This is a genomic window from Colwellia maritima, assembly GCF_022669015.1.
Taxonomy (GTDB): Bacteria; Pseudomonadota; Gammaproteobacteria; order Enterobacterales; family Alteromonadaceae; genus Colwellia; species Colwellia maritima.
Genome location: NZ_JAKKSL010000001.1, coordinates 1,605,098 through 1,630,682, shown reverse-complemented (window position 1 = coordinate 1,630,682; position 25,585 = coordinate 1,605,098). Strand labels below are relative to the sequence as shown.

The 25,585-nt window shown below is 37.0% G+C and carries 19 protein-coding genes and 6 pseudogenes; 11 read left to right on the top strand and 14 right to left on the bottom strand.

Going from position 1 to position 25,585, the window contains the following annotated elements:
• Positions 1-11: 11 nt before the first annotated feature.
• The 9 genes and pseudogenes from L3081_RS08065 to rppH form a co-directional block, all read right to left on the bottom strand.
• Positions 12-428 (bottom strand): OmpA family protein, encoded by a 417-nt coding sequence (locus L3081_RS08065; protein WP_242284763.1) that lies wholly within the window; start codon positions 426-428, stop codon positions 12-14.
• 26 nt (positions 429-454) lie between these two features.
• Positions 455-871, bottom strand: a complete 417-nt coding sequence (locus L3081_RS08060; protein ID WP_242284761.1) for a hypothetical protein — start codon at positions 869-871, stop codon at positions 455-457.
• A 17-nt stretch (positions 872-888) separates the two neighbouring features.
• On the bottom strand, positions 889-1,773 hold the full coding sequence (locus L3081_RS08055) for a hypothetical protein (RefSeq protein ID WP_242284759.1): 885 nt from the start codon (positions 1,771-1,773) through the stop codon (positions 889-891).
• Positions 1,773-2,318 carry a hypothetical protein gene (locus L3081_RS08050; RefSeq protein WP_242284757.1) on the bottom strand — a complete coding sequence of 182 codons (546 nt, stop codon included), beginning with the start codon at positions 2,316-2,318 and terminating at the stop codon, positions 1,773-1,775. The genes L3081_RS08055 and L3081_RS08050 overlap by 1 nt, the downstream gene beginning before the upstream one ends.
• A 354-nt stretch (positions 2,319-2,672) precedes the next feature.
• Complete coding sequence (locus L3081_RS08045) at positions 2,673-3,524, bottom strand: thymidylate synthase (RefSeq protein WP_242284756.1); 852 nt, start codon at positions 3,522-3,524, stop codon at positions 2,673-2,675.
• Positions 3,524-4,379 (bottom strand): annotated as a pseudogene (gene lgt / locus L3081_RS08040) (prolipoprotein diacylglyceryl transferase). Before lgt ends, L3081_RS08045 begins: the two are co-directional and overlap by 1 nt.
• Positions 4,380-4,430: 51 nt before the next feature.
• Positions 4,431-5,137: pseudogene (locus L3081_RS08035) on the bottom strand (sulfite exporter TauE/SafE family protein); the annotation flags it as partial.
• Positions 5,138-5,233: 96 nt separating this feature from the next.
• A pseudogene (gene ptsP, locus L3081_RS08030) lies at positions 5,234-7,510 on the bottom strand (phosphoenolpyruvate--protein phosphotransferase); the annotation flags it as partial.
• A 77-nt stretch (positions 7,511-7,587) separates the two neighbouring features.
• Complete coding sequence (rppH, locus tag L3081_RS08025) at positions 7,588-8,115, bottom strand: RNA pyrophosphohydrolase (RefSeq protein WP_242284754.1); 528 nt, start codon at positions 8,113-8,115, stop codon at positions 7,588-7,590.
• 139 nt (positions 8,116-8,254) lie between these two features.
• Here rppH and mutH point away from each other — a divergent pair, with 139 nt between their 5' ends.
• A complete protein-coding gene (gene mutH, locus L3081_RS08020; RefSeq protein ID WP_242284752.1) occupies positions 8,255-8,935 on the top strand; it encodes a DNA mismatch repair endonuclease MutH in 681 nt (226 codons plus the stop codon).
• 12 nt (positions 8,936-8,947) lie between these two features.
• Here the strand turns inward: mutH and L3081_RS08015 are convergent, their stop codons facing one another.
• From L3081_RS08015 to L3081_RS08005, 3 genes and pseudogenes are all read right to left on the bottom strand, one after another.
• Positions 8,948-9,817 (bottom strand): D-hexose-6-phosphate mutarotase, encoded by an 870-nt coding sequence (locus L3081_RS08015; RefSeq protein WP_242284751.1) that lies wholly within the window; start codon positions 9,815-9,817, stop codon positions 8,948-8,950.
• Positions 9,818-9,927: 110 nt separating this feature from the next.
• Entirely contained in the window at positions 9,928-12,138 is a 2,211-nt protein-coding gene (locus tag L3081_RS08010; protein WP_242284749.1) for a patatin-like phospholipase family protein, read from the bottom strand.
• A 141-nt stretch (positions 12,139-12,279) separates the two neighbouring features.
• Positions 12,280-13,121, bottom strand: a pseudogene (locus tag L3081_RS08005) (HDOD domain-containing protein).
• 239 nt (positions 13,122-13,360) lie between these two features.
• On the opposite strand from L3081_RS08005, the pseudogene trhP reads away from it, so the two are divergent.
• From trhP to ruvX, 10 genes and pseudogenes are all read left to right on the top strand, one after another.
• Positions 13,361-14,775, top strand: a pseudogene (trhP, locus tag L3081_RS08000) (prephenate-dependent tRNA uridine(34) hydroxylase TrhP).
• 11 nt (positions 14,776-14,786) lie between these two features.
• Positions 14,787-15,035 carry a YfhL family 4Fe-4S dicluster ferredoxin gene (locus L3081_RS07995; protein WP_242284747.1) on the top strand — a complete coding sequence of 83 codons (249 nt, stop codon included), beginning with the start codon at positions 14,787-14,789 and terminating at the stop codon, positions 15,033-15,035.
• 190 nt (positions 15,036-15,225) lie between these two features.
• On the top strand, positions 15,226-16,389 hold the full coding sequence (locus tag L3081_RS07990) for a hypothetical protein (RefSeq protein ID WP_242284746.1): 1,164 nt from the start codon (positions 15,226-15,228) through the stop codon (positions 16,387-16,389).
• A pseudogene (ovoA, locus tag L3081_RS28985) lies at positions 16,386-18,480 on the top strand (5-histidylcysteine sulfoxide synthase); the annotation flags it as partial. The gene L3081_RS07990 and the pseudogene ovoA, both read left to right, overlap by 4 nt.
• A 231-nt stretch (positions 18,481-18,711) precedes the next feature.
• Entirely contained in the window at positions 18,712-19,551 is an 840-nt protein-coding gene (locus L3081_RS26590; protein ID WP_274620369.1) for a PQQ-dependent sugar dehydrogenase, read from the top strand.
• Entirely contained in the window at positions 19,532-19,885 is a 354-nt protein-coding gene (locus L3081_RS26585) for a PQQ-dependent sugar dehydrogenase (RefSeq protein ID WP_274620368.1), read from the top strand. The genes L3081_RS26590 and L3081_RS26585 overlap by 20 nt, the downstream gene beginning before the upstream one ends.
• Positions 19,886-20,113: 228 nt before the next feature.
• Positions 20,114-20,860: a 16S rRNA (uracil(1498)-N(3))-methyltransferase gene (gene rsmE, locus L3081_RS07965; RefSeq protein ID WP_242284742.1), complete on the top strand. Its 747-nt coding sequence runs from the start codon at positions 20,114-20,116 to the stop codon at positions 20,858-20,860.
• A gap of 132 nt (positions 20,861-20,992) precedes the next feature.
• Positions 20,993-21,964, top strand: coding sequence for a glutathione synthase (gshB, locus tag L3081_RS07960; RefSeq protein WP_242284741.1), 972 nt, complete (start codon positions 20,993-20,995; stop codon positions 21,962-21,964).
• A 39-nt stretch (positions 21,965-22,003) separates the two neighbouring features.
• The gene (locus tag L3081_RS07955; protein WP_242284739.1) at positions 22,004-22,642 is read left to right on the top strand and encodes a YqgE/AlgH family protein; all 639 of its coding nucleotides are present in this window, start codon (positions 22,004-22,006) and stop codon (positions 22,640-22,642) included.
• Positions 22,643-22,715: 73 nt separating this feature from the next.
• Positions 22,716-23,162, top strand: coding sequence for a Holliday junction resolvase RuvX (gene ruvX / locus L3081_RS07950; RefSeq protein WP_242284737.1), 447 nt, complete (start codon positions 22,716-22,718; stop codon positions 23,160-23,162).
• A 135-nt stretch (positions 23,163-23,297) separates the two neighbouring features.
• Here ruvX and L3081_RS07945 read toward each other — a convergent pair whose 3' ends face one another.
• Both L3081_RS07945 and L3081_RS07940 read right to left on the bottom strand, forming a co-directional pair.
• Complete coding sequence (locus L3081_RS07945) at positions 23,298-24,563, bottom strand: inorganic phosphate transporter (RefSeq protein WP_242284735.1); 1,266 nt, start codon at positions 24,561-24,563, stop codon at positions 23,298-23,300.
• A 10-nt stretch (positions 24,564-24,573) separates the two neighbouring features.
• Positions 24,574-25,254, bottom strand: coding sequence for a TIGR00153 family protein (locus L3081_RS07940; protein WP_242284734.1), 681 nt, complete (start codon positions 25,252-25,254; stop codon positions 24,574-24,576).
• Positions 25,255-25,585 lie beyond the last annotated feature (331 nt).

Genomic DNA, 25,585 nt, shown 5'->3' with positions numbered 1-25,585 from the left:
ATTTGTTTTCATTAATTATTCTTTTTCACCGATAACACATTAAACATCACTTTTCTTGCTTGATTTTTGACCTTTATTATCTCTATTTGCCCTAATCCCGTAATAAACATATTCTGTTCATTAAACCCTAATTCGTTTAGAACTTTGCCAGTGTTTTTGGCCCGTTGAAGGCTCAAACGGGTATTATTTATTCTATTGCCTGTATTATCACTAGAGCCAATCACTAATAAACCAATATTTAATTCAAGCTGTTCTGCCAGTTGGGTTAATTGTTGTAAATAAAGAGACACTTGCTGCAAAGTCATATGCATTGTTGGTGTTATTTCATCACTTTTAACAGGGAAATCAAGTTGTATTGTAGATATTCTTGCTACAAGGTCATTAAACACTTGTTGAGTAATGGTTTTATTCGTTGCGATTCCATTCATTGAGGGTAATTTTAGATTATCGATGACTAGATTTTTTCCTTCCGAGAAACCGGAATAGCAAGGCCTTGCTTTAATTTTTCTAGTTGTAGAGAGTCTAAAATACCTGAAATCTTTAGAATTTCATTCTCCCATACCATTTTCAACTCTGGGTATTGAGATAATAGTTGCTTTGCACGAACAAATAAAATTTCAGATGATAACGAATGATAATGGCGTTCAGTTAAAATAAGTTGCCCAATTGTTAACTTATTGTTTTCTAGCCAATCTGCTAACTTCACGGCATGAGGATCACGTAATATATCAAGCTTAACCTTTTTATCACCAGATACTTCAATACTGTTAACGACAACGCCAGGTTGGCGATCAAACAACATCAACTGATCGGTTAGCTTATCATTTTCCCACCACTGAAAAGCTTTAGAACAGAAGATGGCTACAATCATCAAAACTAATATCCAGGCTAGCCACGGTTTTTTTGAGTTGTTGATTCTGGCTTTTTTTGTTCGGAAAGTAAGCAATCGAGTAATAATGCTTCACAATTAACAAAACTTTGATTATTGCCATCAAATTGATTCAATTCACGATTATAAAGGCGATGAATATCTTCTAACGTTATCTGCAATTGATTACTGATGGCTTGCGGCGGATTTCCCATAACAGCGGCAGCAATTGAAGCATAAGGACCCGGTTTTATTAATAAGTTAAAGTTATCTGTTGTAACTGTTTGTAATTGTTCTTTAGGACCATTGTCACTATCCAAAAAAGAATCACCGACAAAATCATTAATAGCAGTCAACATGGATGAGATTAAATCAGCATCACCTTTACTTGCTTTACTTAAATTGACAGAGTTGAGTAATAATCCAGTTTCTCGGTGAATAAGCAAAACATGTTCGACTCGATAAGAAAAAGTTTGTGAAGCAACATATTGAGAAAAGCTGACCCCTGCTTGCCAAGCTTTTATCCGCCATTTCAATCCTTTAAGGGTAAAGCTACTATCGATTAGCTGATTTGTTTTTTCCATAAAATCAGTTAAAAAAGAAGTTACGGATTTTCTAACTAAGCTTCCCATTAATGGGTAAAGCGAATTAACTAATTTATCACTATGGTGCATCACCGAATGCTCAACAGAATCTTCGATTAGCGGTAACAAAACCTTATTTACCGATCCATCTTTCTGTTGTCTGTCATGTAAAGCCTCTGTGAGAACATCACCGACAATATCTCGGGCTTCTTTTTTGATACCATCAGTCACCACTTGGTTGTTTTTACCAAGTATCAAGCCTCTGAGTTGATCGAGTTGCTGTTGAGAGTTAACTTGTTCGCTTGATGCAGACTTTTGCATTATAACTGGTCATCTTCCAAGTTCGTTGCCATTGTCGCTAATAATTTAGCAAGGGTTTTACGATCCGTTTTAGATGAACTTAGTTCTTTTGAAACCTCTTCAAGGTGATTTTTCAATTGTTCCAGTTGCTCATTGAAAGTACTCGATAATGATGTGCTTTCATTATCAAGAGTCTGTTCAATACTTTTAAAATCTTGTTGCGTAGCAGCAGCAAACATTTCATGCTCTGATGCCAAACTTGCATGTTCTTTTTGAATAGTCGATTCAATATCTTCATGCATTTTATCAACAAAATGTATTCGTTTATCCAACTCATCCAATTGATGAGTTATATCTTCTTGCATTTTATCTAAACGAAGTGAAAACTTTTTATCCTGCGCATTTAGCGCTTGTTCCATATCACTGCGTAATGTCGCTAACTGTTTAATTAATTGTTGTTGAGCATCGCCAAAAACTATCTGTCGGAGCCGGTCGAGTTCACTTATTTCATGGGAGGAATGCGCAGAATCTGGTTGGGTTTTATCATTATTTTTCTTATTTGACATACTTACATCCGTTTTCAGTAAAATAACTCTTTAATACTGAGTGTAACAGTAAATTTGAAAAATGCTTTTTTTTTGTTGTTTTTTTGTACTTGTTTTTTGATTTTTTCTAGATCAAACGTATTGATTTAACATGGGTTAACAGATCTAAATACCTCTTTAGTTGTGCTCAATCTCCATAATAATCAGGATTCATCCTATATTCCAAACGAAATGCCGAAATATGATTGTTAAATCCTGTAATGTATCAAAAAGACAGAAAATTATTTCGATTTAAAATCAACTTAAGTGATTGATTTAGAAAATTGAGTGCGCTAGAAAGAGCGTAATGCCTACAACACCACACTCAAACACATGTTAAACCGCAAACGGATATTGAATCGCGTCGTGGCATTGATATCCTTCTACTGAAAAATCATCCATGGTTACCCAGGTTTCAAGATCTTTAAGCGATTTAATATCAGGATTGATAATTAACTTAGGTAAAGGTAACGGTTCACGTTTTAGTTGTACGTCTTTCATCAGCGCTAATTGATCCTCATAAATATGCGCATTCACAATTTTATGATAGGCGACTCCGGGTTTAAGACCCGTGATTTGCGCCATAATGGCTAAAAAGAAAAACACCTGCACTTGATTGAAATTCAAACCCAGTGGAACATCACAAGAGCGCTGATAACTAGTTAAATAAAGCGTGCCATCCAAAATTGAAAAATTATGAGTATGCATACAAGGTCTTAAACAGCCCATGTGAAATTCACCGGGGTTGTAAAAAGTCAAAATTTCCGCACGGTCATCTATCCCTTGGCTTAAGTTGTCCACTATTTTTTGCAATTGGTCAAGACTACCCCCATCAGGTTTAGCCCAATTTCTACCTTGCACGCCATATACTCGCCCCATATCATCCTCACCTTTGCGGAAAATATTATTGAGCCAAACATCGTTTAGGTTTGCATTCGCATCCCATGTTTTTGTACCAAGTTTGCGAAAGTCCGCTGCATTATCATATCCACGAATATAGCCAATAAACTCAGCTATCGCCGATTTAAAAAAACTCTTGCGCGTGGTGATCATGGGGAATTCATTCGCCGCAACATTATACTCTAAATCAGCATTGATCACGGTTAAGCAGCGTTTACCTGTACGGCTATTCTCAACCCAAGAGCCTTGTTCAACAATGCGTTGACATAAATCTAAATAAGCCCGCATTATACTTTTCCTTTTTTATCCATAGTTTTACCATTAGCCGTTTTTGTGTTTGCTATCGCAGATTTTTCTTGAATTAAATAACCGAGGTAAATAATTAGCATGCCGCCTAAAATCATCGGAATACTTAATATTTGCCCTTTTGAAATAAAGGAAAAATATAATCCTAAATGCGCATCAGGCTCTCTATAAAACTCAACAATAGATCTAAATACACCGTAACCAATTAAAAAGATCCCCGAAGCCAAGCCAAGATTTCTTGGTTTACGGGTAACAAAATACATAATAATAAACAGTACTACACCTTCTAAGAAGAACTCATATAATTGTGATGGGTGTCGAGGTAGTTGCAGTGAATCAGTGGGAAATACCATCGCCCATGGAACATCTGTTTGCCTGCCCCACAACTCCGCATTGATAAAATTACCTAATCGCCCCATGCCTAATCCAATGGGTACAAGAGGCACAACAAAATCACCTACCGATAAAAATGATTTTTGGGTTTTTCGAGCAAAAATATACACAGCTGCCGTCACACCTAATAAACCACCATGGAATGACATACCTCCTTGCCAAATTTGGAATAGGTAAAGTGGATCAGATAGAAAATATTCCCATTGATAAAACAGTACGTAACCAATGCGTCCCCCTAAAACCACCCCTAAAAACCCATAAAACAATAAATCACTGACTTGCTCACGAGTCCAGAGCCCCTGGCTTTTATCTGCTGCTTTATTGGCAATAAACATTGCCCCAATAAAACCCACTAAATACATCATGCCGTACCGAAAGTGCAACAGGTCCTATACTAAAAATAATAGGATCAATTACGGGAAATTGTAAAAACTGTTCTGTCATTTTTTATCCATCTAAAGTTTCGCGACTATGTTTACATTCGCGTGAGAAAAATTAAGTTAACACCATTTTTATTGCCACCAAAATAAGAAATATGGCAAAACATTTTTTTAATGTTTGTACGGGTAAATTTATCGCAAATTTAACACCAATTGGTGCAAATAATGAAGATGTTAGTACTATACCTGATAAAGCAGGTAAATAAACATACCCTAAACTCCACTCTGGTAATAAGTGATTATCAAGACCCGTAAGGATATAGCCTAAGGAGCCAAACAATGCCACCATCACGCCACACACTGTTGCTATACCAATACAATGTCTAAGAGGCATGCCAAAATAAGTTAATACTGGCACTAAAATAGCCCCTCCACCATCCCCATTAAACTCGCAATGGTCCCTGTAAGAAAACTAATAAATTGTAACGTGATTTTTCCAGGCATCTGGCTAGCTCGATTTGCCCGAATAGAGACCAATAAATAAGTAGCAAGTATAATAACAGCGCCCGCGAACAAATTTTTCAATGCTTGTGCTGAAAGTTGATCAGCAATAAAAGCGCCAACTAAGGCACCTACTGCAACAATAAACATTAACGGTTTGGTTATTTCCCAAGGAATATTTTTATTTTTATGGTGAGCAATGGTAGCACTTGATGAGGTCATAACAATAGCCGCAAGTGACGTAGCTAGTGCCATTGGCATGATAACTTCGTGACTAATACCTAACTGAGGTAATAAATACACTAAAGCGGGTACAACAACCAAACCACCGCCTATACCAAGCAATCCGACTAAAAAACCAGTGAATGCTCCAAGTAATATGCAACTAATAAAAATTAAAAACATTACATTCCAAAGACGAATAAACCCACCTAAATCTAATTGTTCAAGTTGCTCGTTCAAATAACTATGCACTTGTTTAGCCGTGGTAAGTTTTAAGGTATGAGACAAAATAATTTTTGCCCTTGTAAAATCTACGTGTCGAATAACCCATTTTATTCGCGCTATATTATGCCCATTCATACTGAGTTTATCAAAACCCATTGCTAATAATAATATTGCCCCTGCGGGTTCACCTGCCAATTCACCACATAAACTTAATGGCACTTTGAATTTCACTGACTGTTTAGCAATAGTATTTAATGCTCTAAGTACGGTCGGGTGATACGCGTCATGCAAACTAGCAACTTGTGCATTATTACGATCAACAGCTAACAAATATTGCGTCAGGTCATTACTCCCCACCGAAAAGAAATCGACTCGTTGCGCTAACTCTTCTAGTTGAAATATGACTGAAGGCACTTCTAGCATAATACCTATTTTAGGACGAGGTAGTTGAACTAAACTTAACTCATCATTTACTTCACTGTGTTCCTCATTACTTACTTCAAAGTAAGCTTGATTTATTAAGCGGATAGCTTCATCTACTTCATTAACATTGGACACCATAGGTAACATTATTTCTAAATTATTATGGTATTGATTCGCTCTGATCATAGCTCTAACCTGCACTAAGAATATTTCAGGATGATCCAAGGTGATTCGAATACCGCGCCAACCTAAAAAAGGATTATCTTCAGTAATGGGAAAATAAGGTAAAGACTTATCCCCCCCTACATCTAATGTGCGCATGGTTACCGCTTTGGGTGAAAACTCCGCTAATATTTTTTCATACAGTTTGGTTTGTTCTTGTTCTGACGGAAAGCAGTGACGATCCATAAAAGGAATTTCGGTACGGTACAAACCTATTCCTAAAGCATCCAAATTATCAGGACACTCAAAACCTGTAGATAAGCCGGCATTCAGTTGTAATTCTATTTCTTTACCATCTTGAGTTATGGTAGGTAAATGCACTTCTTGCTGAATTTTACTAATTAATTCGCTTTCCTGAGCAACTAAATACTGATATTCACGTTTTAACGCATCATCAGGGTTAATAAATAATTCACCACTATAGCCGTCAACAATGGCTTGTTGACGATCAAATTGTGCAATAGGAATTCTAGCAAGTCCCATGATAGCAGGAACTTCTAATGCGTGAGCTAAAATAGCGGCATGTGAGTTAGCCGATCCAGACAATGACACTATCGCTTTTAACCCTTTATGCTGATGCTCAGCCGGCATTGATGCACTCACTTCGTCGGCAAGTAAAATAAATGCTTTGGGTAATTTCAGTTTCTGCGATTTTTGCTGAAGGTTAAGTAATAGTCGATTACCTAAATCGCGAATATCGCTAGCACGTTCTTTGAGATAACTATCATCAATGGCCTCAAATTGAAGCACATAGTGTTCAATAACAAGTTTTAATGCACTTTCTGCTTGCCAACCCAGTCCTATTTTTTCAACTTCCTGACGAATATCCGCCTGCGATAATAACTGCTTATAGACATCAAAAATGGCCAAATTGTCATCGGTAATAAATTCACTGAGTTTTTGGCTTAATTGTTCAAATTCTGCCGGCGTTTTACTCACGGCTCTTTCAAAACGTTTACTTTGTTTGTTTTGCTGAGCTACACTAACTTTTTTTAGTGCCAGTGTTGAGAGTTCAACTTTAGGTTGGTATACAACAATTTGGCTTAATGCAATTCCTGGTGCTCCCGCAATGCCTAGTAAATGTTTTACGCTTTTATTTTTATCTTCTTGATTAAATAAATTTTTTATTTCTGCATTCGCTAAAGCGTTGGCTAACTGTGCAGCAAGTGTGACTAAAAATGCTTCTTCATTTTCAGTAAAGTTTCTCGCATGCTTTTGTTGGATAGAAAGAATACCCAACACTTTTCGTTGATGGATAATAGGGGTTCCCAAAAAAGCATTAAAATCATCTTCTTCAACTTCCGGCGCATGTACAAAATGTTGATGCTCACGTGCATTAGCAATATTGATGGGTTCTTCTCGCTGACCAACCAAGCCAATTAGCCCCTCAGAAAAGCCTATTGTTGTTTGTCCAAAAGACTGTTGGGCTAAGCCGTCAGAAGCCATGAGTAGAAAATGCTGTTGCGAATAATCGGCCAAATACACAGAGCAGCAATCAGTCTTTAATGCTTTTTTAATTTGATTAACCATACGCTCTAATGCTATTTGCAATTGCGTTTCTTGACTGAATTCAAGCACTATTCTGCGTAGCGTGGTTAACATAATGTCCTATAGATTTAATAAAATGGATAAAAAAGCCCACGTTAAGCAGGCTTTAAAGGTCTAACTCATAGTAATAATTAAGCTGAACGTTTACGCCGGGTAGGTCGCCTGTCGGGGCGTTTTTCGTATGAGAAAGCTAATGCCTGTGAAGCGAACTCTTTCATAACCTTTCGATAAACATCGCGCTTAAATGACACAACTTGTCGAACTGGATACCAATAACTTACCCAACGCCAATCATCAAATTCAGGATGAGAGCTGTTTAGTAAATCAACGGATGACTCAGGGGCGGTTAATTTTAATAAAAACCACTTTTGTTTTTGTCCAATACAAACAGGTTTACTGTCGTGTCTAATATAACGTTTTGGTAATTTGTATTTTAGCCAATGCTTGGTTGACGCAACAATTTTCACATGCTCTGGTTTTAAACCAACTTCTTCATGTAACTCTCGATACATGGTTTGCTCTGCTGTTTCTTCTCCATCAACACCACCTTGAGGGTATTGCCATGAATGTTGCCCAAACCGTCTTGCCCAAAATACTTGTCCCCTGCCATTAATTATTACTATGCCGACGTTGGCTCGGTAGCCTTCGGCATCGATCACAGGAACTCCTGAAAAACTAAAAATCATTGTATAGATTCAACCACAATAACGCCAACTGAGCAAATGATTACTTTGATTTTTTCAGTAATTCACTCGATAATATGCCTTTAGTTAGATTGTCGTTGGTGATAATAACAAAATGAATATCCCCACTTGTGAGCAAGAATTACTTGAAAGAGTGCAAAATCTAGCCGGATTAACGCTAGGCGAAGTCGCATGCGACGCTAATATAGAAATTCCTTTGGATCTAAAACGGAATAAAGGGTGGATAGGTTTACTCCTTGAACATGTGCTTGGTGCCGGCGCTAGTTCTCGACCTGAGCCTGACTTTCCATCTTTAGGTATTGAATTAAAAACATTACCAATTAATAGCCAAGGTAAACCACTTGAAACCACTTTTGTTTGCGTAGCCCCTTTAACGGGATTGGTAGGTATTAACTGGCAAAATTGTTGGCTTAAACAAAAACTGTCAACCGTTTTATGGGTTCCCATTATTTGTGATACACCCGATAAAAAAAATATTCCCTTAGCTGAACGGCGCATTGGTAGTGCGTTTCTTTGGTCGCCTTCAGTAGAAGAAGAACAACTCTTAGCGCTAGACTGGCAAGAGTTGACTGATATGATAGTGTTAGGTGAAGTTGAAAAGATTCACGGCAAACATGGACAAGTATTACAACTTAGACCGAAGGCAGCTAATGCGCAAGCAAAAACCCAAGCTTTTGATAAAAATGGCAAACCCTTTCTGACTTTACCACGTGGTTTTTACTTAAAAATTCCTTTTACTCAAGCGATCTTAAACAAAAATTTACGTATTAATTAGCATTTAGTCTATTCATGACCAATTGAGATGACTTGTTCCATGGTGGCAGTCTGTCCAAGCTAGTCGTTGCATTTGAGTATTAGCCGCCTCCAAACAAACAAACTCCTCTTCGCCGTGAGTATGAACATCCGCCATAGCATTGGCTAATTCTGTCCCCGGATTCCAAAAAACCCACTGGTTTGTGTTGCTCGCATTTAACTCAATTGTTCGTTGCCATTGAGCGTCTATAATTTTAACAATTTGATTTGTATCATAAATACGATCTACTGGGCCTGAAAAACTTTCGAGTGATTGTGGCTCATGTAATTGGTCTGTTAACTTATCATAAAATGGTGCCTGATCTAATGCTGTCATTTTGATAGTGGTAGGTGAACTCACCGAAAAATAACTATGTAAAGCGCCTGTATAGTACGCATCTTGGTCACTTAAATTTGTCATTTGAAGTACTTGTTTAAATGATTGTCCAATAAAAATCACTTGTTTTAATTCGCTTGAAAAAGGCCATAAATCACTCATATTTACGCCCTGCCAATATAAACAAATTTCAATACCTTCTTCGCTAATTTCAATATTGTCTACTTGCCATTGTTGCGTTCGGGCAAAACCATGATTACCCATTTTATTTTCAACATCATTAGGATGCGATCCAAACCAAGGCCAACATAAAGGTATACCTCCACGAATCGCTTTGCCTTGTTCAAAATCAGACGTTTTGGAGAGCCAAAAAACGTCTTTTTCACCTGTAGGCTGCCAACTAAGTACCTGTCCACCATACAAGCTAATTTTAGCTTTCGCATTATTATGCGCGACTTCTAGCACAGATATGCCTTGCAATAGTTTTTTTTGATGTACTTGACCACATTCATTTTTACTTAACAACATTCTTACATTCCATCATTGGCGCACCATCGAAAAATAATCTACGTAACCGTAAATCGAGATAAAAACTAGCGTAAAGTCGATTCTAAAAAAATAACAGCTTGTTGGAAAGCTTAAAAGCTTTTACCGAAAGATAAAAAAACAGTGCTCTCCCCTTCAGAAGCGAAACCAATACCAAAAACAGCCGGCCCAAAATCAGTATCAGTACCTAAATAAAAACTGCCTGAATGAACAAGACCATCTAAACTAACCGTTTCATTAATATCCCACACATTCCCTTCTTCTAAGCTTAATCCTAAATACAAGGGCAAACTGGTTTTGCCAAACAATTCACGCCCTAAATTATACTGATAAACTAAGGCAAGAAAGCCTTTATGTGCCCCAATCAAGGCGTCCTTTTGATACCCCGAAAGATTCAAAAAACCACCGAGTTCGGTAACATGCACAGTAAAATCTGTATCATTATCCACGGTGGCAAATGAAGCAATACCAACAAAGGTGTGATTTTTAATATGAAAGGCACCACGCCAATCAAACCTAATTTCAAGTGACGTATCTTTGGGAGCAAGACCATTGGATTCTTGATAGTTATCATTACGCCACGCTAGGTTGAGTGAAATTCTATTACCTTCTGTTGGAAAATTCATACTGTTTAAGTTATCAAAATTAAAAGAAAAATATCCACCAAGGGAGTCATGGTCCAGTGAGGTGCTTGTTCCGTCTTCAAAGGCAATTTTTCCTTTTTCACCAATAAAGCCTAATTCTACGGCCCCATCATTTTGGTAATTAAAGCCAACACCTGCTTTAGCTAAAAAATACTTATTAATAATCTCAGATCTTTCCTTAGATGACGCCCATTTATCATGAGCATATTGTAGCCTTGATCTAACAAAGTAATGTTGCGTTTCTTCTAAGGGTAAATAAAACTCACTAGCTAGCATAGACTCCCAACCTAGTTTAATTTTATTAGTCCACATTCCGCCATAATGAGTCATTTCATTTTGAATATACGCGAAATCTAAATCAACAATGGAGCCATTGGCAAAATCACTTTCAAGATTAAAACCAAGTCGTAGGTAATTTGGACCCCACGATTTTGCCCTGGTGATTAGCACTAATTCTCGCCCTTGGGGTAAGTTAACAAACTCAGCATCAACATGCTCAAATTCATCAATAGCATAAACGCGGTTAAGCGCTAACTGTAGTTGCTCTTTACTAACGATATCTCCTACATTAATACCAAGTTTTTCTTTTATTACTGAGGTACTTACAGATGAGTTATTTTGATATTCAATTGATATAATCGGTTGAATGAATGGCCTAAACCACGTGAGACTTTTTTGCATTTTTTGTTGTTGAAAGCGCGCATATTCTATCTCTGTAACTCGGAGTTTTTTTAATTCTTGTTCTGCAAGTAAAGCCGCTTGTTTTCCTAATTCCAGGGATTTCTCCATCATTGAAAAATCCGTTGTGCTTAATTCATCAATATTTGGGCGAATTAAAATATCCTTTGTGGAAATATATCTTTTTTGCGCAAGCGTCGTGTTATTCGTTAATATTGTTGATAACTGCTCAATTACATCAAAGGCGCTTTTGATATTGTCCGTTGACAGTAATGGCGCACCAATATCGACTGCTATCACAATTTCTGCTCCCATCGCTTTAACAACATCAATAGGCAAATTATTAACAATTCCGCCGTCAACAAGTAATTTGCCATCAATCATAACCGGATTTACAGCCCCTGGTACTGCAGCAGAAGCATGCATTGCTTTTGTAATGCTCCCTTTATCAAGAACCACCATTTTTGCCGTTGCTAAATCTGTAGCAATAGCTCGATAAGGAATAGCTAAATGATCAAAATGGTCAAATGTAGGCACAACATCAGTTGACAGTTTTAGGAGGTTTGCCGCTGACTGCCCCAATAATAAACCACTGGGTGATTTTAATTGCCCATCGGTAATACCTAGGCGAATTGGAATATTATATAAATCTCTTAATTCTTTATGTTCAAATGACAATAAATTTCTAGGAATTAAATCCGAGTAACTATCATCCCAAGGAATGTTTAGCATGATCTTTTCAATGTCATCAACACTATAGCCGAGTGCATACAAACCACCTACATAGGCACCAATACTCGTACCAACCACATAATCAATAGGAATTTTGTTAGCTTCAATGATTTTTAGAACACCAATATGTGCCGCGCCTTTTGCTCCTCCCCCGCTGAGTACTAACCCTATTTTCGGGCGGGGTTGAGCATATAAAACCGTACTGAAAAGCAAGGTAAAAATAAAAGTGAAAGAAAAAAAACAGCGCATAAAATTTAACATATTGAATAAAATAACAATTGGCTGTAAATCTTACCGTTTTATGTTGATTTAAACCAATAATAAAACCAAGACTTATACCGTCAAGCTCCTACAAGGTCAGATTACAAAATGGCAAGGTTTTGTATTTGTCTAAACAAAAATTGATTTAACATCCGCACATCGTGCTTCAAAATCTGCTGAATTCATAAAATCGATATCAGGCAGCACGCCTTTTTTCACATAACAGTTCAATAATGCATCTTGGGTTGCTTGATTTTTAAATAAATTATGTTTAACAGCACCTGCACGAATAAAGTCGAGATAATGAATCTCCTTTGGCAACACCGTTAAATCGCTCCAATTACCGCCAAAAATACAAGTTCATCAGAAAACCCCCACTCACGTGTTATTTCTGCACTGATTTTACTTGATAATTTGACAATAGCTTTTTGAATAAATGTCGGGTTTGCAAAAACATCAGGGTGTTGTTCTGCTTCTGTTAAAATAGGCAATACGCCAATATTGTAAACTAATGACGCGAGAGTGATTGTTTCTATGCTCAATGGTGAACGCTTATTATTTTCGCGATAAATACTCATTAAACTAACGGCGACTGAAGCAATATTGATTGTTTTCATCCATGACTTTTTCATATACAAAGAAACAATTTCATTTTTTGAAACAAAAATTTGCTTGAGCACCATCGCCGTTACAATATTTTTTATTTGACGTAAACCTATGCGTGTTACAGCCTGATTAACACTTTCAACTTTAATCCTTCTCCCAAGTAAAGCACTATTGGCAACTTTAATCATTCCTAATGATAAAGCCGGATCATGCCCAATAATATGACCTAAATCAGCCAAATTTACCTCGGGGTCGTCCGCAGCTTCTCTCACTTTTAACGCCACTTCAGGCAAAGTAGGTAAAACTAGGGCACCCTGCTTTAGTTTTTCCATTAAAATTACATATAACGCATTTTCAACAGCCATATCATTCTCCTTTGTCACTGCATTAACCTTAAAATAGCACATTTATCACAAACAACAGCGAGCTTTTACAATACTTTTTAACTTTGTATGCAGAAACGCTAGCAAGCCATTATTATTTGTTAAGCAATGTGCTGATTTATAGACCTTGATCAAGGTTATAGATTGCCCCTATTAACACTTTTTCTTATAATGCGTTCTTGAATCCCACTTTGTTTACTCGCAACTCAATAGATGATTTTATGTTAAAACCTGAATTACTTTCACCCGCCGGTAGTCTAAAAAATATGCGTTACGCTTTTGCATATGGCGCTGACGCTGTTTATGTTGGACAACCACGTTACTCACTAAGGGTTCGTAACAATGAGTTTTCGTTAGAGAACATTAAAATAGGGATAGATGAAGCGCATGCTTTAGGTAAAAAATTCTATTTGGTCAATAATATTGCTCCGCACAATGGTAAATTAAAAACTTTTTTAAAAGACATCGCCCCTGTGATTGCTATGCAACCTGATGCTTTAATCATGTCTGATCCTGGATTAATCATGATGGTGCGAGAAAATTACCCTGAGATATCTATTCACTTATCAGTGCAAGCTAATGCGGTAAACTGGGCAACCGTGAAATTTTGGCATCAGCAAGGAGTTGAGCGAGTCATATTATCTCGAGAGCTTTCCCTCGATGAAATTGAAGATATTCGCCTCCATTGTCCAGACATGGAACTTGAAGTTTTTGTTCATGGTGCATTATGCATGGCATATTCAGGACGATGCTTACTTTCTGGTTATATTAACAAACGCGATCCAAACCAAGGTACTTGCACTAATTCATGTCGTTGGAAGTACGATACTCATGAAGCCAAAGAGACTGAAACAGGCGATATTATTGCAGTTGATCCGGAAGCTCTTTGCCTGAAATTTATACGCCTGACACCGCTATTGTCACACCTAACGACTCTTTAATTAAGAATCAGCCAATTGATGATGTGATTTTATTACAAGAGCAAGGGCGTCCTGGTGAATATATGCCTGCTTTTGAAGATGAACATGGCACTTATATTATGAATTCAAAAGATTTACGTGCTGTAGAACATGTAGAGCGTTTAGTTAAAATGGGGGTCCATTCTCTAAAAATTGAAGGAAGAACCAAATCTTTTTACTACTGCGCACGTACGGCCCAAGTCTATAACCAAGCGATTAATGATGCCATGGCCGATAAAGCATTTAATCCAAATTTGAATACGGATCTAGAACATCTAGCACACCGAGGTTATACAGAAGGATTTTTAAAACGTCACCGCCCTTCTGATACACAAAATTATGACTACGGCTACTCAAAAAGTGATACGCAACAATTTGTGGGTGAAGTACTAGGCAGAAATGAATCATCAGGTTTAATTGAAATTGATGTTAAAAATAAATTTTTAGTGGGAGATGAACTCGAATTAATGACCCCCGAAGGTAATATTTGTTTCACCTTAACTCAAATGATCAATAGTAAAACCGGTGAAGAAATTACTGATGCCAAAGGCTCTGGCCATAAAGTTTCTATTGCATTAGAGACAGAGTTAAATTTAGCCTTTGGCATTATTATGCGTTATTTAACTGACGGCGGCACTACTAGACACCCCTTTGCCCAAAATCAAGCAGACAAATAGGGTCAAGATTTATGGCATTGTTAATTGAAGACAGCTGTATTAATTGTGATATGTGTGATCCAGAATGCCCTAATGAAGCAATTACCTTAGGTGAACACATTTATGAAATTGACCCAGATAAATGCACTGAATGTATAGGCCATTATGACAAACCCACCTGCGTTAGTGTTTGCCCCATTGATTGCGTAAAACCTGACCCGGATAAAGTTGAAAGCGAAGACTCTTTATTAGCAAAATTTATAAAAATGCATGGTGCTTGATACCGTGTTATTTATATACCCAAACCACCTTCTATATAAGAAAATATTCACGCTAAAGTAGAAACACGCTTGCTCTTAAGCACATCCCTAAGTCATAATTAATCAATTGGCATATAACGAGTAAAAAAATAATAACCTTATATGTGAATTAACCTACGTTAATTTTTAAAAACGTTATTAAAGGATTTTTTTGAGTAAGCAATCACTGGATACCTTGGCGATTACTGCTATTGAAATCCTTCAATCTTATCTATCTTCACAACACCTTACAGCCCATATTCATTTTGAATTAGAAGGTTGTGTTCGTAGCCAAAGACAGCATACCATCGCGATTAACTTTGCAAAAATCAATAAAAAAATAGCAGAGCATGGCATTGAAGGCCAACTTGTACCCGAATATTGGCGTAATCAATGGGAATATGTTTCACTGTTTGCCGGTCAATCTCCCTTAAAGGAAGCTCATAATTTAACAAATGTTATAAAACTATTACCTTCTTTGTTTAAACAACAAAATATTGATGAGGTATTAATAAAACCCGTTGTTTGGGGAGGCGACCAAGTACAACTACTACTGGGTAGTAAAAATATTTTTCAAGGACTCAATAAAAATATTCATATTCCTAATGCGATACAAACAAATATCAGTATTAGTGATGAACAGGGAATAAACTTAATTGCAGATTCCCCTTTAGGAGAATGTTTACAGCAATGCTTAATGAATACGAGTTATGCGTGTGCTTTATTATTTTTGCCTGAGCATGATGCTTATGAGCGATTAACATTAAAAAGTAAATATGGATTGAATGATGAATTATGTTCCCCCACCGATATTTCAGGGGGGCATCAAGGTAGTATTGCCTTGTATCGTCAATACGGTAAACACAACCAAATACTTGGTGAAGATGTACTTATAGTGAACCATTTGAACGAACCACTCGTAAAACAAGTTAACTGGCAAAAAACGGCACGTATAGAACATCGCTTGGGGGCATCAAGTTTACATTATAATGCCTATGTTAATGTGATTTTCGCCTTATTGAATGTGGTTGATGCAATAAAAGTCTTTCGTGACGATAGTGGTAAAAATGTAGCAAATGCCCACTCGTCACCGCCAGTATCAAAACCATTACCGTCATCACTTCTTGATGATGAAAAAGGTTTAGGGGCGTATAGTTTATTTGAACAAGATAACTGGTTTGAACAAGGTTTGAATGAAATTGAACAGCTTATGATAGCACATAACAATGACCAACCTATAAGGATTGGCAGCAAAATAAAGCATGCTATTTTAAATATATATCGTAATAAAAAAATTGTGCTAACAGCAAGCACTAGGAAAGATTTTGACCAATGAATAATTTGACTCAAGCTAAAACACCTTGGCTAACAGGGACTTCTGTTGAAGAAAAAAGAGCAGAAATAAAACACTATTTTCATAATACTTGGCAAACCTACGAAAGTTTATTTGCGCTAATCAATAATGACAATGCATATTATTTACGGCCCGAACCTTTAAGACATCCATTAATTTTTTATTTTGGTCACACTGCTACTTTTTATATTAATAAATTAATCTTGGGTAAATATATTAAACATCGCATTAATCATTCACTTGAAGCAATTTGTGCTGTGGGTGTTGATGAAATGAGTCGATGATTTAGACAGCAAACATTACAGTTGGCCAAGCGTTGCAGAAGTTAAAACCTATCGTTCTCAAGTGTATGACCTAGTGAATCAATTGATTGACTCTATGGATTTTTCACTGCCGATCAGCCAAAACTCACTCGCTTGGGTGATTTTAATGGGTTGTGAACATGAACGCATACACTTAGAAACCTCTTCAGTCATTATGCGCATGCTTGAATTGAAACACTTAACAGCTAATGCACAATGGCAGCCTTGTCCCTATTCAGGTAATGCTCCCACAAATGAATTGATGCCTATTAAAGGTAAGTTGATCACATTAGGTAAAAAAGATGACGATTTAACCTATGGTTGGGATAACGAGTACGGCGAACTAACTCTTGACGTTGATGATTTTCAGGTAACAAAATATTTAGTCTCTAATCAAGAGTATCTAACCTTTGTTGAAGCGGGGGGATATCAAAACCAAGATTATTGGACGAAAGAAGGTCAACAATGGTTAGCCTATACAAAAGCGTTAATGCCGTGCTTTTGGCGCAAACAAAACGATAAATATTTACAGCGGAATTTAACCGAAGAAATTCCGTTACCGCTTAACTGGCCCGTTGAAATTAATTATTTGGAAGCAAAAGCCTTTTGCCAGTGGAAAGCAATAACAACAAAACAGAATGTGCGTTTGCCAACGGAAGCTGAATGGATGACGCTTCGCGATACCATAAAAGAAGACTTGCCTACATGGCAAGAAGCCCCTGGCAATACAAACCTTGAATACTTTGCCTCTTCTTGTCCTATTGATAAATTTGAGCACCAAGGCATTTACGATATTATAGGGAATGTATGGCAATGGACTGAATCAACCATTGATGGCTTTAATCATTTTAATGTGCACCCATTATATGATGATTTTTCAACACCCACGTTTGACGGTAAACATAATCTAATTAAAGGCGGCTCTTGGATCTCAACGGGTAATGAAGCTATAAAATCATCAAGGTACGCATTTAGACGTCATTTCTATCAACATGCGGGTTTTCGTTATGTCATTTCAAAAACCAAAGAAGCCCCTGTAACCGAGATTAACCCTTATGAAACATCCACTGAAATTTGTCAGAAAATAGCGCAAGAATACAACCCTAAAACTCAATATATTGCAGAATTGGTGTCTTTAATTAATACAGCTACTATTAAAAACAATACGTCAAAAAACAAGTTACTAAACTTGGGCTGTGGCGTTGGCCGAGTTGCTTTTGAACTAGCGCCTTACTTTGAATATATTGATGCTATTGATTTTTCTGCGCAAACAATACAGCATGCCGTAAAGTTACAACAACAAGAAACAGTACGTTACACCACCATTAACGAGGGGGATATAGTCGATTTTCATCATCTGTCACTGCACGAACTTAATTTGTCTGGCCGTGGTAATAACATCTTATTCAGCCAAGGCGATGCCAGTAACTTAAAACAAAAGTTTACCGGATATAACATTGTGATAATGGACCAGGTTCTTGAAAAAAGCTATCAGCCTAAACAAGTGTTAACAAATATTATCGAACGCCTACTTCCACAAGGCTTGTTAGTTATTGCTAGCAGCTATTGCTTTGACGAATCAATCACAACAAAAGAAAATTGGCTAGGTGGTATTAAAGTTAATGGCGAAAATGTGACTGGTTTCGATGGTTTACATAATCAATTGACTGAGCATTTTACCTTAATTAACCAACAGCCCTTGACGACGATTAACACGCTCAATTCGCACCAAACTATATCAACATTAATTGACGTAACAGTATGGAAAAAAATTGATGATATTTACTTCAAAGTAAAATTTACACGGCTGAAAAATAAAACCATGGTAGATAATTTTGTTTTTAGTTCCTAATCACAAACTAAAATCATTAGTTAATAAAAATAGCTGCTAGAACAACATTTATTAAGCCGAGGTTAGTTATGCTTAGGTTCCATTTTCATTTTACATTACCTATATATTAGCTATTATTGATAGAGCTTCCCTAATATATGCAGGTTTACAATGTCATTGTTACGTAAAATACTTTTACCAATGCTATTAGGCTCTACCTGTTTTTCATGCTCAGTTAACAGTCAAGTAGCACCTAAAATAAAACAAGCCCAATCAGCCCAGAGCTATACTCCTCAGTTATATATAGCCAATACAGGTATTTCTTGGGGTATGGCTTGGTTGCCGAATGGCGATATGCTGTTTACCGATCGCGATGGTGAATTGCGTCTAGTTAAGCAAGAATTAATTGCTGATAATAAAGGCATAGGTAAAATTTCAGAAAAAATTGTCAAAAAAATAGAGGGGTTACCTAAAATAAAATTGGGGGGCCAAGGTGGTTTGCTCGATATTGCGGTACACCCCGATTATGCAAACAACGGTTGGTTATATTTTTCTTATACCAAAGCTAAGGATAAAGGAAATAAAAGTACCGCGATTATGCGCGCAAAATTGCATAATATGACATTAACTTCTCTAGAAGACATATATATAGCCCAGGCGTATGGCAGCAAAGGGGTTCATTTTGGCAGTAGATTAGCGTTTGATAACCAAGGCTATTTGTATTTTTCAATTGGCGACAGAGGTCAACGTGATATTAACCCGCAAAATATTAACCGCGACGCAGGTAAAATATACCGATTACATGATGATGGACGTATTCCTAAAGACAATCCGTTTTTCTTAAACAAACTAGCTAAAAAAGCCATTTACTCTTATGGTCATCGCAACCCACAAGGTATGGCTAAGCATCCTATCACTAACGATATTTGGACCCATGAACATGGACCTCGCGGTGGCGATGAAGTTAACATCATTGCTAAAGGTAAAAATTATGGTCCGGCCAACAATTAGCTACGGCATTAATTACAATGGTACCTCATTGACTGATTTAACAAAGAAAGAAGGTCTAGAGCAACCCCTTTGGTACTGGGATCCTTCCATTGCGCCTTCAGGCATGACCTTTGTTACCAGTGATAAATATCCTCAATGGCAAGGAAATTTACTTGTTGGTTCATTAAAGTTTGGCTATGTGGTGATGTTAACACTCAACGGTAATAAAGTTGTCAAAGAAGAAATAGTGAAAGATGGACTGACTCGAGTCAGAAACATTAAACAAGGACCCGATGGTTATATATACATTGCTGTTGACGGACAAGGAATTTATCGATTAATGCCTGTTAATTAAATTTAAACTAAAGTAGATAAAAAAAATCGCATATAGCACTAATATGCCACCATCAATTGTTAATGTTAATATTTTTCATATCATATTTCATGTCATATATAAGATGAGTAAAAAGACTAAAATAAGTAAAACAAGAATAACTAAATAGTTTCATGTCGGCATTGTTTTTTACTGCTTGCGCCCTTATCTTTTAACTATCCAAACAAATTGATAGTTAATATTAAGAACATGCCCAAAACCCGTATTTATCAAAATAGTCAGTTTACTTTACATGAAACATTGAAATTATCTGATGATGCCTTTGGTCACATTGTAAGAGTTTTACGGTTAGTAGAAGGCGAAAATATTGCGCTTTTTAATGGCACAGAAGCCGCACAATATACGGCTAAATTGATAGAAGTTAAAAAGAAACATGCTTGTGTCGAAATATTAAGCCAAACGCTTATCGACAATGAATCCCCGGTTAATATTCATTTAGGTCAGGGAATTTCACGTGGTGATCGCATGGATTTCACTTTGCAAAAATCAGTAGAGTTAGGCGTTAATAAAATAACACCTCTATTTACAGAGCGTTGCGGAGTAAAATTATCTGCTGAGCGCTTAGCAAAAAAACATGAACAATGGCAAAAAATTGTTATCAGTGCTTGTGAACAAAGTGGTCGCTGTATTGTGCCAGAGGTTGCTCAACCGATGCAATTACAAGCATGGTTAGCACAAGAAACTAAGGCATTGAAGCTGAATTTACACCCAAAAGCTCAGCATTCTATTATGACCTTGCCACTATTAACCTCTGAAAAAGAAAAACGCGTTAGATTACTCATTGGCTCAGAAGGGGGCTTAAATGATGATGAAATCAATCAAGCAAACCAAGCCAATTTTCAAGATGTGTTACTCGGACCAAGAGTTTTAAGAACAGAAACTGCAGCACTGACCGCAATTACAGCATTACAATGTCGTTTTGGCGACTTAGCATAACTTAATTTTACTGCTTGTCGACTTAACTACATGATTACAATAACCATTGATTAACACCAATGGCTTTGACCTTGTATTTAAAGCAAACCTAGTGCACAGACAAGGCTACACAATTCAACGATAGGATATAAAATGACAATAGCTCAAGCAAAAACCATCAAACTCGGCATCGTAATGGATCCTATAAGTAAGGTTAAAGTTGCTAAAGATTCTTCCATGGCAATGATGTTAGAGGCTCAAAGCCGCAGATATGAAATCTATTACATGGAAATGCAAGATTTATATCTTGACCGTGGTCAAGCACGTGCGAGTACTCAAAAAATAAAAGTATTTGATGATACAAAGCATTGGTATGAATTATCTGATCAACAAGATATAGCGCTCAATGAACTTGATGCTATTCTGATGCGTAAAGATCCACCTTTTGATACCGAATACATATATGCCACTTATATACTTGAACGTGCAGAAGTTGAAGGTACCCTGATTGTTAATAAACCACAAAGCTTGCGTGATTGTAACGAAAAACTATTTACTGCATGGTTTGCTGACTTAACTCCTCGTACGTTAGTAACAAGAAATGATGTGCAAATTCGTGCATTTCATCAAGAATTAAAAGACATTATTATCAAACCACTTGATGGTATGGGTGGCTCTTCTATTTTCCGTATTAAAGAAGATGATGTAAATGTTGGTGTGATTATAGAAACCCTAACGAATCACGGTCAACAGTATGCCATGGTACAAGAGTACATGCCTGAAATTATTGATGGCGACAAACGAATTTTGATTGTCAATGGCGAGCCAATGCCATATTGCTTGGCACGTATCCCAAGACAAGGAGAAACTCGTGGTAATTTGGCCGCAGGTGGTCGAGGTGTAGCTCGCCCGTTAAGCCCAACCGATAAACTAATTGCAGAAACAATCGCGCCTGAACTTAAAAAACGAGGTTTATTCTTTGTCGGTTTAGATATTATTGGTGATAAAGTGACTGAGATTAACGTTACTAGCCCTACTTGTATACGTGAAATTGAAGCTGCCTATCCAATTAATATCAGCGGAAAATTAATGGATGCAATTGAAGAAAATATAAATAACAAGTGAATTATCTGAATGTAAAGTAACCTAGCAGAAGGTAAATAAATGAAAAGTTTAGAGAACCAATTTTTAATTGCTATGCCATCATTAAGCGATGATTATTTCAATAAAACAGTAACTTACATTTGTGAACATAATGATGAAGGCGCTATGGGCTTAATTATCAATATGCCTGTTAATATCACCTTGCATGACTTACTAAAACAAATTGAACATAATGATCAAGAAGAAAAAAACGTAGCCGATGAATCTGAACCTACCGATCAAGCACTTTTAGCAGAAGTTGAAAGTGAAACCAAAGAAAGCTTATTAGATAATAGTTTAGAGCAATTGGTTCTTTCCGGCGGCCCTATTTCTCAAAATCGTGGTTTCGTATTACATCGAACACAACCCGGATGGCAAAGCTCTTTAGCGCTAAGTGATGATATAATGATCACAACATCAAAGGATATTCTTATGGCGTTAGGTACCGAAAAAGCTCCTGAACAATTTATGGTTACACTGGGTTATGTTGGTTGGGGACCGGGGCAGTTAGAGGCAGAATTACATGCAAATTCTTGGTTAACCATTGATGCTGATAGTGATATTTTATTCAACACCCCTATTGAGCAGCGGTGGCAGAAAGCAACAAAAAAACTCGGTATAGATATCGCCCACTTATCCACAGACATTGGGCATGCATAACCGAATTTTCGGTTGTGAAGTACGTTAAATTATCTGACCACAACACTCACAACCGTACTCTTGGGTAATATAAATGACGAATAAAACAGCTAAAAAAGCAGGTCAACGCACTATTCTTGGCTTTGATTTTGGCAAAAAGTATATTGGTGTTGCGGTCGGACAAGAGATCACTGGCAGTGCCTCCCCTTTGGGTTCAATTAAGGCCATTGATGGCATCCCTCATTGGGATACACTCACAAATTTTATAAGTGAATGGCAACCAGACCTTATTGTCGTGGGTCTACCACTCAACATGGATGGAACAGAACAACAACTAACCAAGGATGCAAAAAAATTTGGTAATCGCATTGCCGGACGTTTTGGTTTAAAAGTTGAATTTCAAGATGAAAGATTAACTACCGCTGATGCTAAAGAGCAGTTATTTTCACGTGGTGGTTATAAAAATTTAAAAAAAGACAATATTGATGCAGAATCGGCAAGGCTTATTATTGAAAGTTACTTTGAACAGCAATATCAGTAAAAGCTATCGGTATCATTGATAAAAATTGTATATAACCCTATATCGTATATCGATAAAAACACACAAGGCTCTAAACAAAAAAATCCTCAACTTACTATAAAGTTGAGGATTTTTTATTGGTTGTTTCAGCTATCACTAAACAAATATACTTTTCATCAACCAGAAGAATAGGATAGACAGGCCAGCTCCTACCGGTAAGGTAATTACCCAAGACACAACAATATTTCGTACCACACCTAAGTTAATAGCCGCAATTCCACGAGCCATTCCCACACCTAATACTGCTCCAACCAAAGTTTGAGTAGTTGAAATAGGTAACCCCGCACCAGATGCAATAACCACAGTACATGCCGCTGCTAATTCCGCCGCAAAACCACGACTTGGCGTTAAATGTGTTATACCTTGCCCTATCGTTGCTATAACTTTATGACCGAAGATAGCAAGACCAAGAACAATACCAAACCCACCTAGTGGTAAAATCCACCAAGCTATTGTAGATTTAGCAGCAATTTGACCACCATTATCAACAATACTTACCACGGCAGCTAATGGTCCAATAGCATTGGCTACATCATTTGAACCATGTGCGAATGCCATACAACAAGCGGTAACTATCATTAAAATGGCAAATACTTTTTCAACATTAGCATAATGAGTTTTAAGGGCTGCTGTTTCATCAAAGTTAATACGGCTAATAAAAAACTTACCTATTAGCGCAACAATAATGGCTGTAATTGCGGCATATATAAAGCTATCTGCGTTACCAATATGTAAATCTATATGCTTTAAACCTTTTTTGATTGTCACTAGCGCTAAAACGAAACCCGCCAAAAACATGTACAATGGCACCCGCCGTTTTGCTTGTTGTAACGGTTTTTCCGTATCAAAAATCAGTTTCTGAGCACTGTTAAAAATAAGAAATGCAATAACCCCAGAAATCAATGGCGTTATAATCCAAATACCAACAATCCCACCAACTTTTGACCAAGTAACCGCATCAACACTTACGCCCATTGCAGCAAAACCTACGATAGCACCAACAATAGAATGTGTGGTTGATACAGGCCAACCCAGTGCAGAGGCAATAAGTAACCAGGTGGCCGCCGCAAATAAGGCTGAAATCATACCAAAAACGAGTAATTCTGGTGAATCAACAAAAAAACTGGCATCAATTATTCCTTTACGAATAGTCGAAGTAACTTCACCACCCGCTAAGTAAGCACCCGCAAATTCAAAAACCATGGCGATAATAATAGCTTGCTTGATAGACAAAGCTTTAGAACCAACAGAAGTACCCATAGCATTGGCGACATCGTTAGCCCCAATACCCCACGCCATAAACAAGCCAACAACAGCCGCGATCATAACTAGAGTCGTGCCTGAATTAAGTAAAATATCCATCAGTTAAACCCTATTTTCTAGCTAAAAGAATTTCTAAACGTGCACCAACACGCTCAGCTAGATCAGCTAAATCGCCAACCCAATCAAAAATTTGATATAAGAAGATAACATCAATTGGATTTAAATCTTTTTCGATAGCCAATAAATCTTTACGTAAGGCAACCTGCATAAGATCCGTATCATTCTCTATTTCATCTAGTTGATTGATCATCTTTTCAACCAATTCAACTTCTCGGCCTCGAAAACCAGTCTCTAATAAATCGTCTAACTCATTAATCGCTTCCGCTGCTTTTTCAGTTGCTTCAATGCACCGTGCTAAATAGAGGTTGAATTGTTCCTGTAGAGTTTCGGGAATTTCTAATTTACGCCCTAAAATTCTACCAAGAATGTCTTTAGCTTTGTTGGCAATTTTATCTTGCTTAGATAATAGCTCAAGTAAGTCGGCTCTATCCACTGGCATAAATAGACCGCCTGGTAATTCTAAACGTAGTTGGCGTTTTAAGTTATCGGCATCTTTTTCTACTTTTGATAACCTACGACGAATCTTAGCTGCCTCGCCCCAGTTATTTTCACTGCAAGCACTAAAAAACGGAATAAGTAAATTACTACATTTAACAACCAATTTGATATGTTGCTCTAATGGTTTAATGGGAGATTTCGCAAAAACACCCAAAATTGAATTTCTGGCCATATGTTGGTTTCCAGTTATTATTTTCATCGTAAATCAATTGTCGCTGATCATACCGCATTTATTTAACGAAGGTAATCCTTGCTACAAAACGAAGGTAATCTTTACTATAAAAAGGTTAGAGAACGACCAATGCACCTAGTTTAACCTCAGTTCGAATTAACAAATCTTTCTAGAATAGCTGTTTTACTAACTGCTTCGTTAAATTCACTTGTACTTGTAATAGGCCGCCTATTAACGCGTAAATTTGCCTTGCTGATTTTGCAGACTAAAGTCGCAAAACCATCTCACCATAGTAAACAGAGGAAAATTAAACATTAATTTTCAATCAGTT

Bases quoted from the DNA above. Each gene is read 5' to 3' on its own strand.
- L3081_RS08065 (WP_242284763.1), bottom strand. From the start codon at position 428: ATGAATGGAATCGCAACGAATAAAACCATTACTCAACAAGTGTTTAAT.
- L3081_RS08060 (WP_242284761.1), bottom strand. From the start codon at position 871: ATGATTGTAGCCATCTTCTGTTCTAAAGCTTTTCAGTGGTGGGAAAAT.
- L3081_RS08055 (WP_242284759.1), bottom strand. From the start codon at position 1,773: ATGCAAAAGTCTGCATCAAGCGAACAAGTTAACTCTCAACAGCAACTC.
- L3081_RS08050 (WP_242284757.1), bottom strand. From the start codon at position 2,318: ATGTCAAATAAGAAAAATAATGATAAAACCCAACCAGATTCTGCGCAT.
- L3081_RS08045 (WP_242284756.1), bottom strand. From the start codon at position 3,524: ATGCGGGCTTATTTAGATTTATGTCAACGCATTGTTGAACAAGGCTCT.
- mutH (WP_242284752.1), top strand. From the start codon at position 8,255: ATGAATATCCCCACTTGTGAGCAAGAATTACTTGAAAGAGTGCAAAAT.
- L3081_RS08015 (WP_242284751.1), bottom strand. From the start codon at position 9,817: ATGTTGTTAAGTAAAAATGAATGTGGTCAAGTACATCAAAAAAAACTA.
- L3081_RS08010 (WP_242284749.1), bottom strand. From the start codon at position 12,138: ATGCGCTGTTTTTTTTCTTTCACTTTTATTTTTACCTTGCTTTTCAGT.
- L3081_RS07995 (WP_242284747.1), top strand. From the start codon at position 14,787: ATGGCATTGTTAATTGAAGACAGCTGTATTAATTGTGATATGTGTGAT.
- L3081_RS26590 (WP_274620369.1), top strand. From the start codon at position 18,712: ATGTCATTGTTACGTAAAATACTTTTACCAATGCTATTAGGCTCTACC.
- L3081_RS26585 (WP_274620368.1), top strand. From the start codon at position 19,532: ATGGTCCGGCCAACAATTAGCTACGGCATTAATTACAATGGTACCTCA.
- rsmE (WP_242284742.1), top strand. From the start codon at position 20,114: ATGCCCAAAACCCGTATTTATCAAAATAGTCAGTTTACTTTACATGAA.
- gshB (WP_242284741.1), top strand. From the start codon at position 20,993: ATGACAATAGCTCAAGCAAAAACCATCAAACTCGGCATCGTAATGGAT.
- L3081_RS07955 (WP_242284739.1), top strand. From the start codon at position 22,004: ATGAAAAGTTTAGAGAACCAATTTTTAATTGCTATGCCATCATTAAGC.
- ruvX (WP_242284737.1), top strand. From the start codon at position 22,716: ATGACGAATAAAACAGCTAAAAAAGCAGGTCAACGCACTATTCTTGGC.
- L3081_RS07945 (WP_242284735.1), bottom strand. From the start codon at position 24,563: ATGGATATTTTACTTAATTCAGGCACGACTCTAGTTATGATCGCGGCT.
- L3081_RS07940 (WP_242284734.1), bottom strand. From the start codon at position 25,254: ATGGCCAGAAATTCAATTTTGGGTGTTTTTGCGAAATCTCCCATTAAA.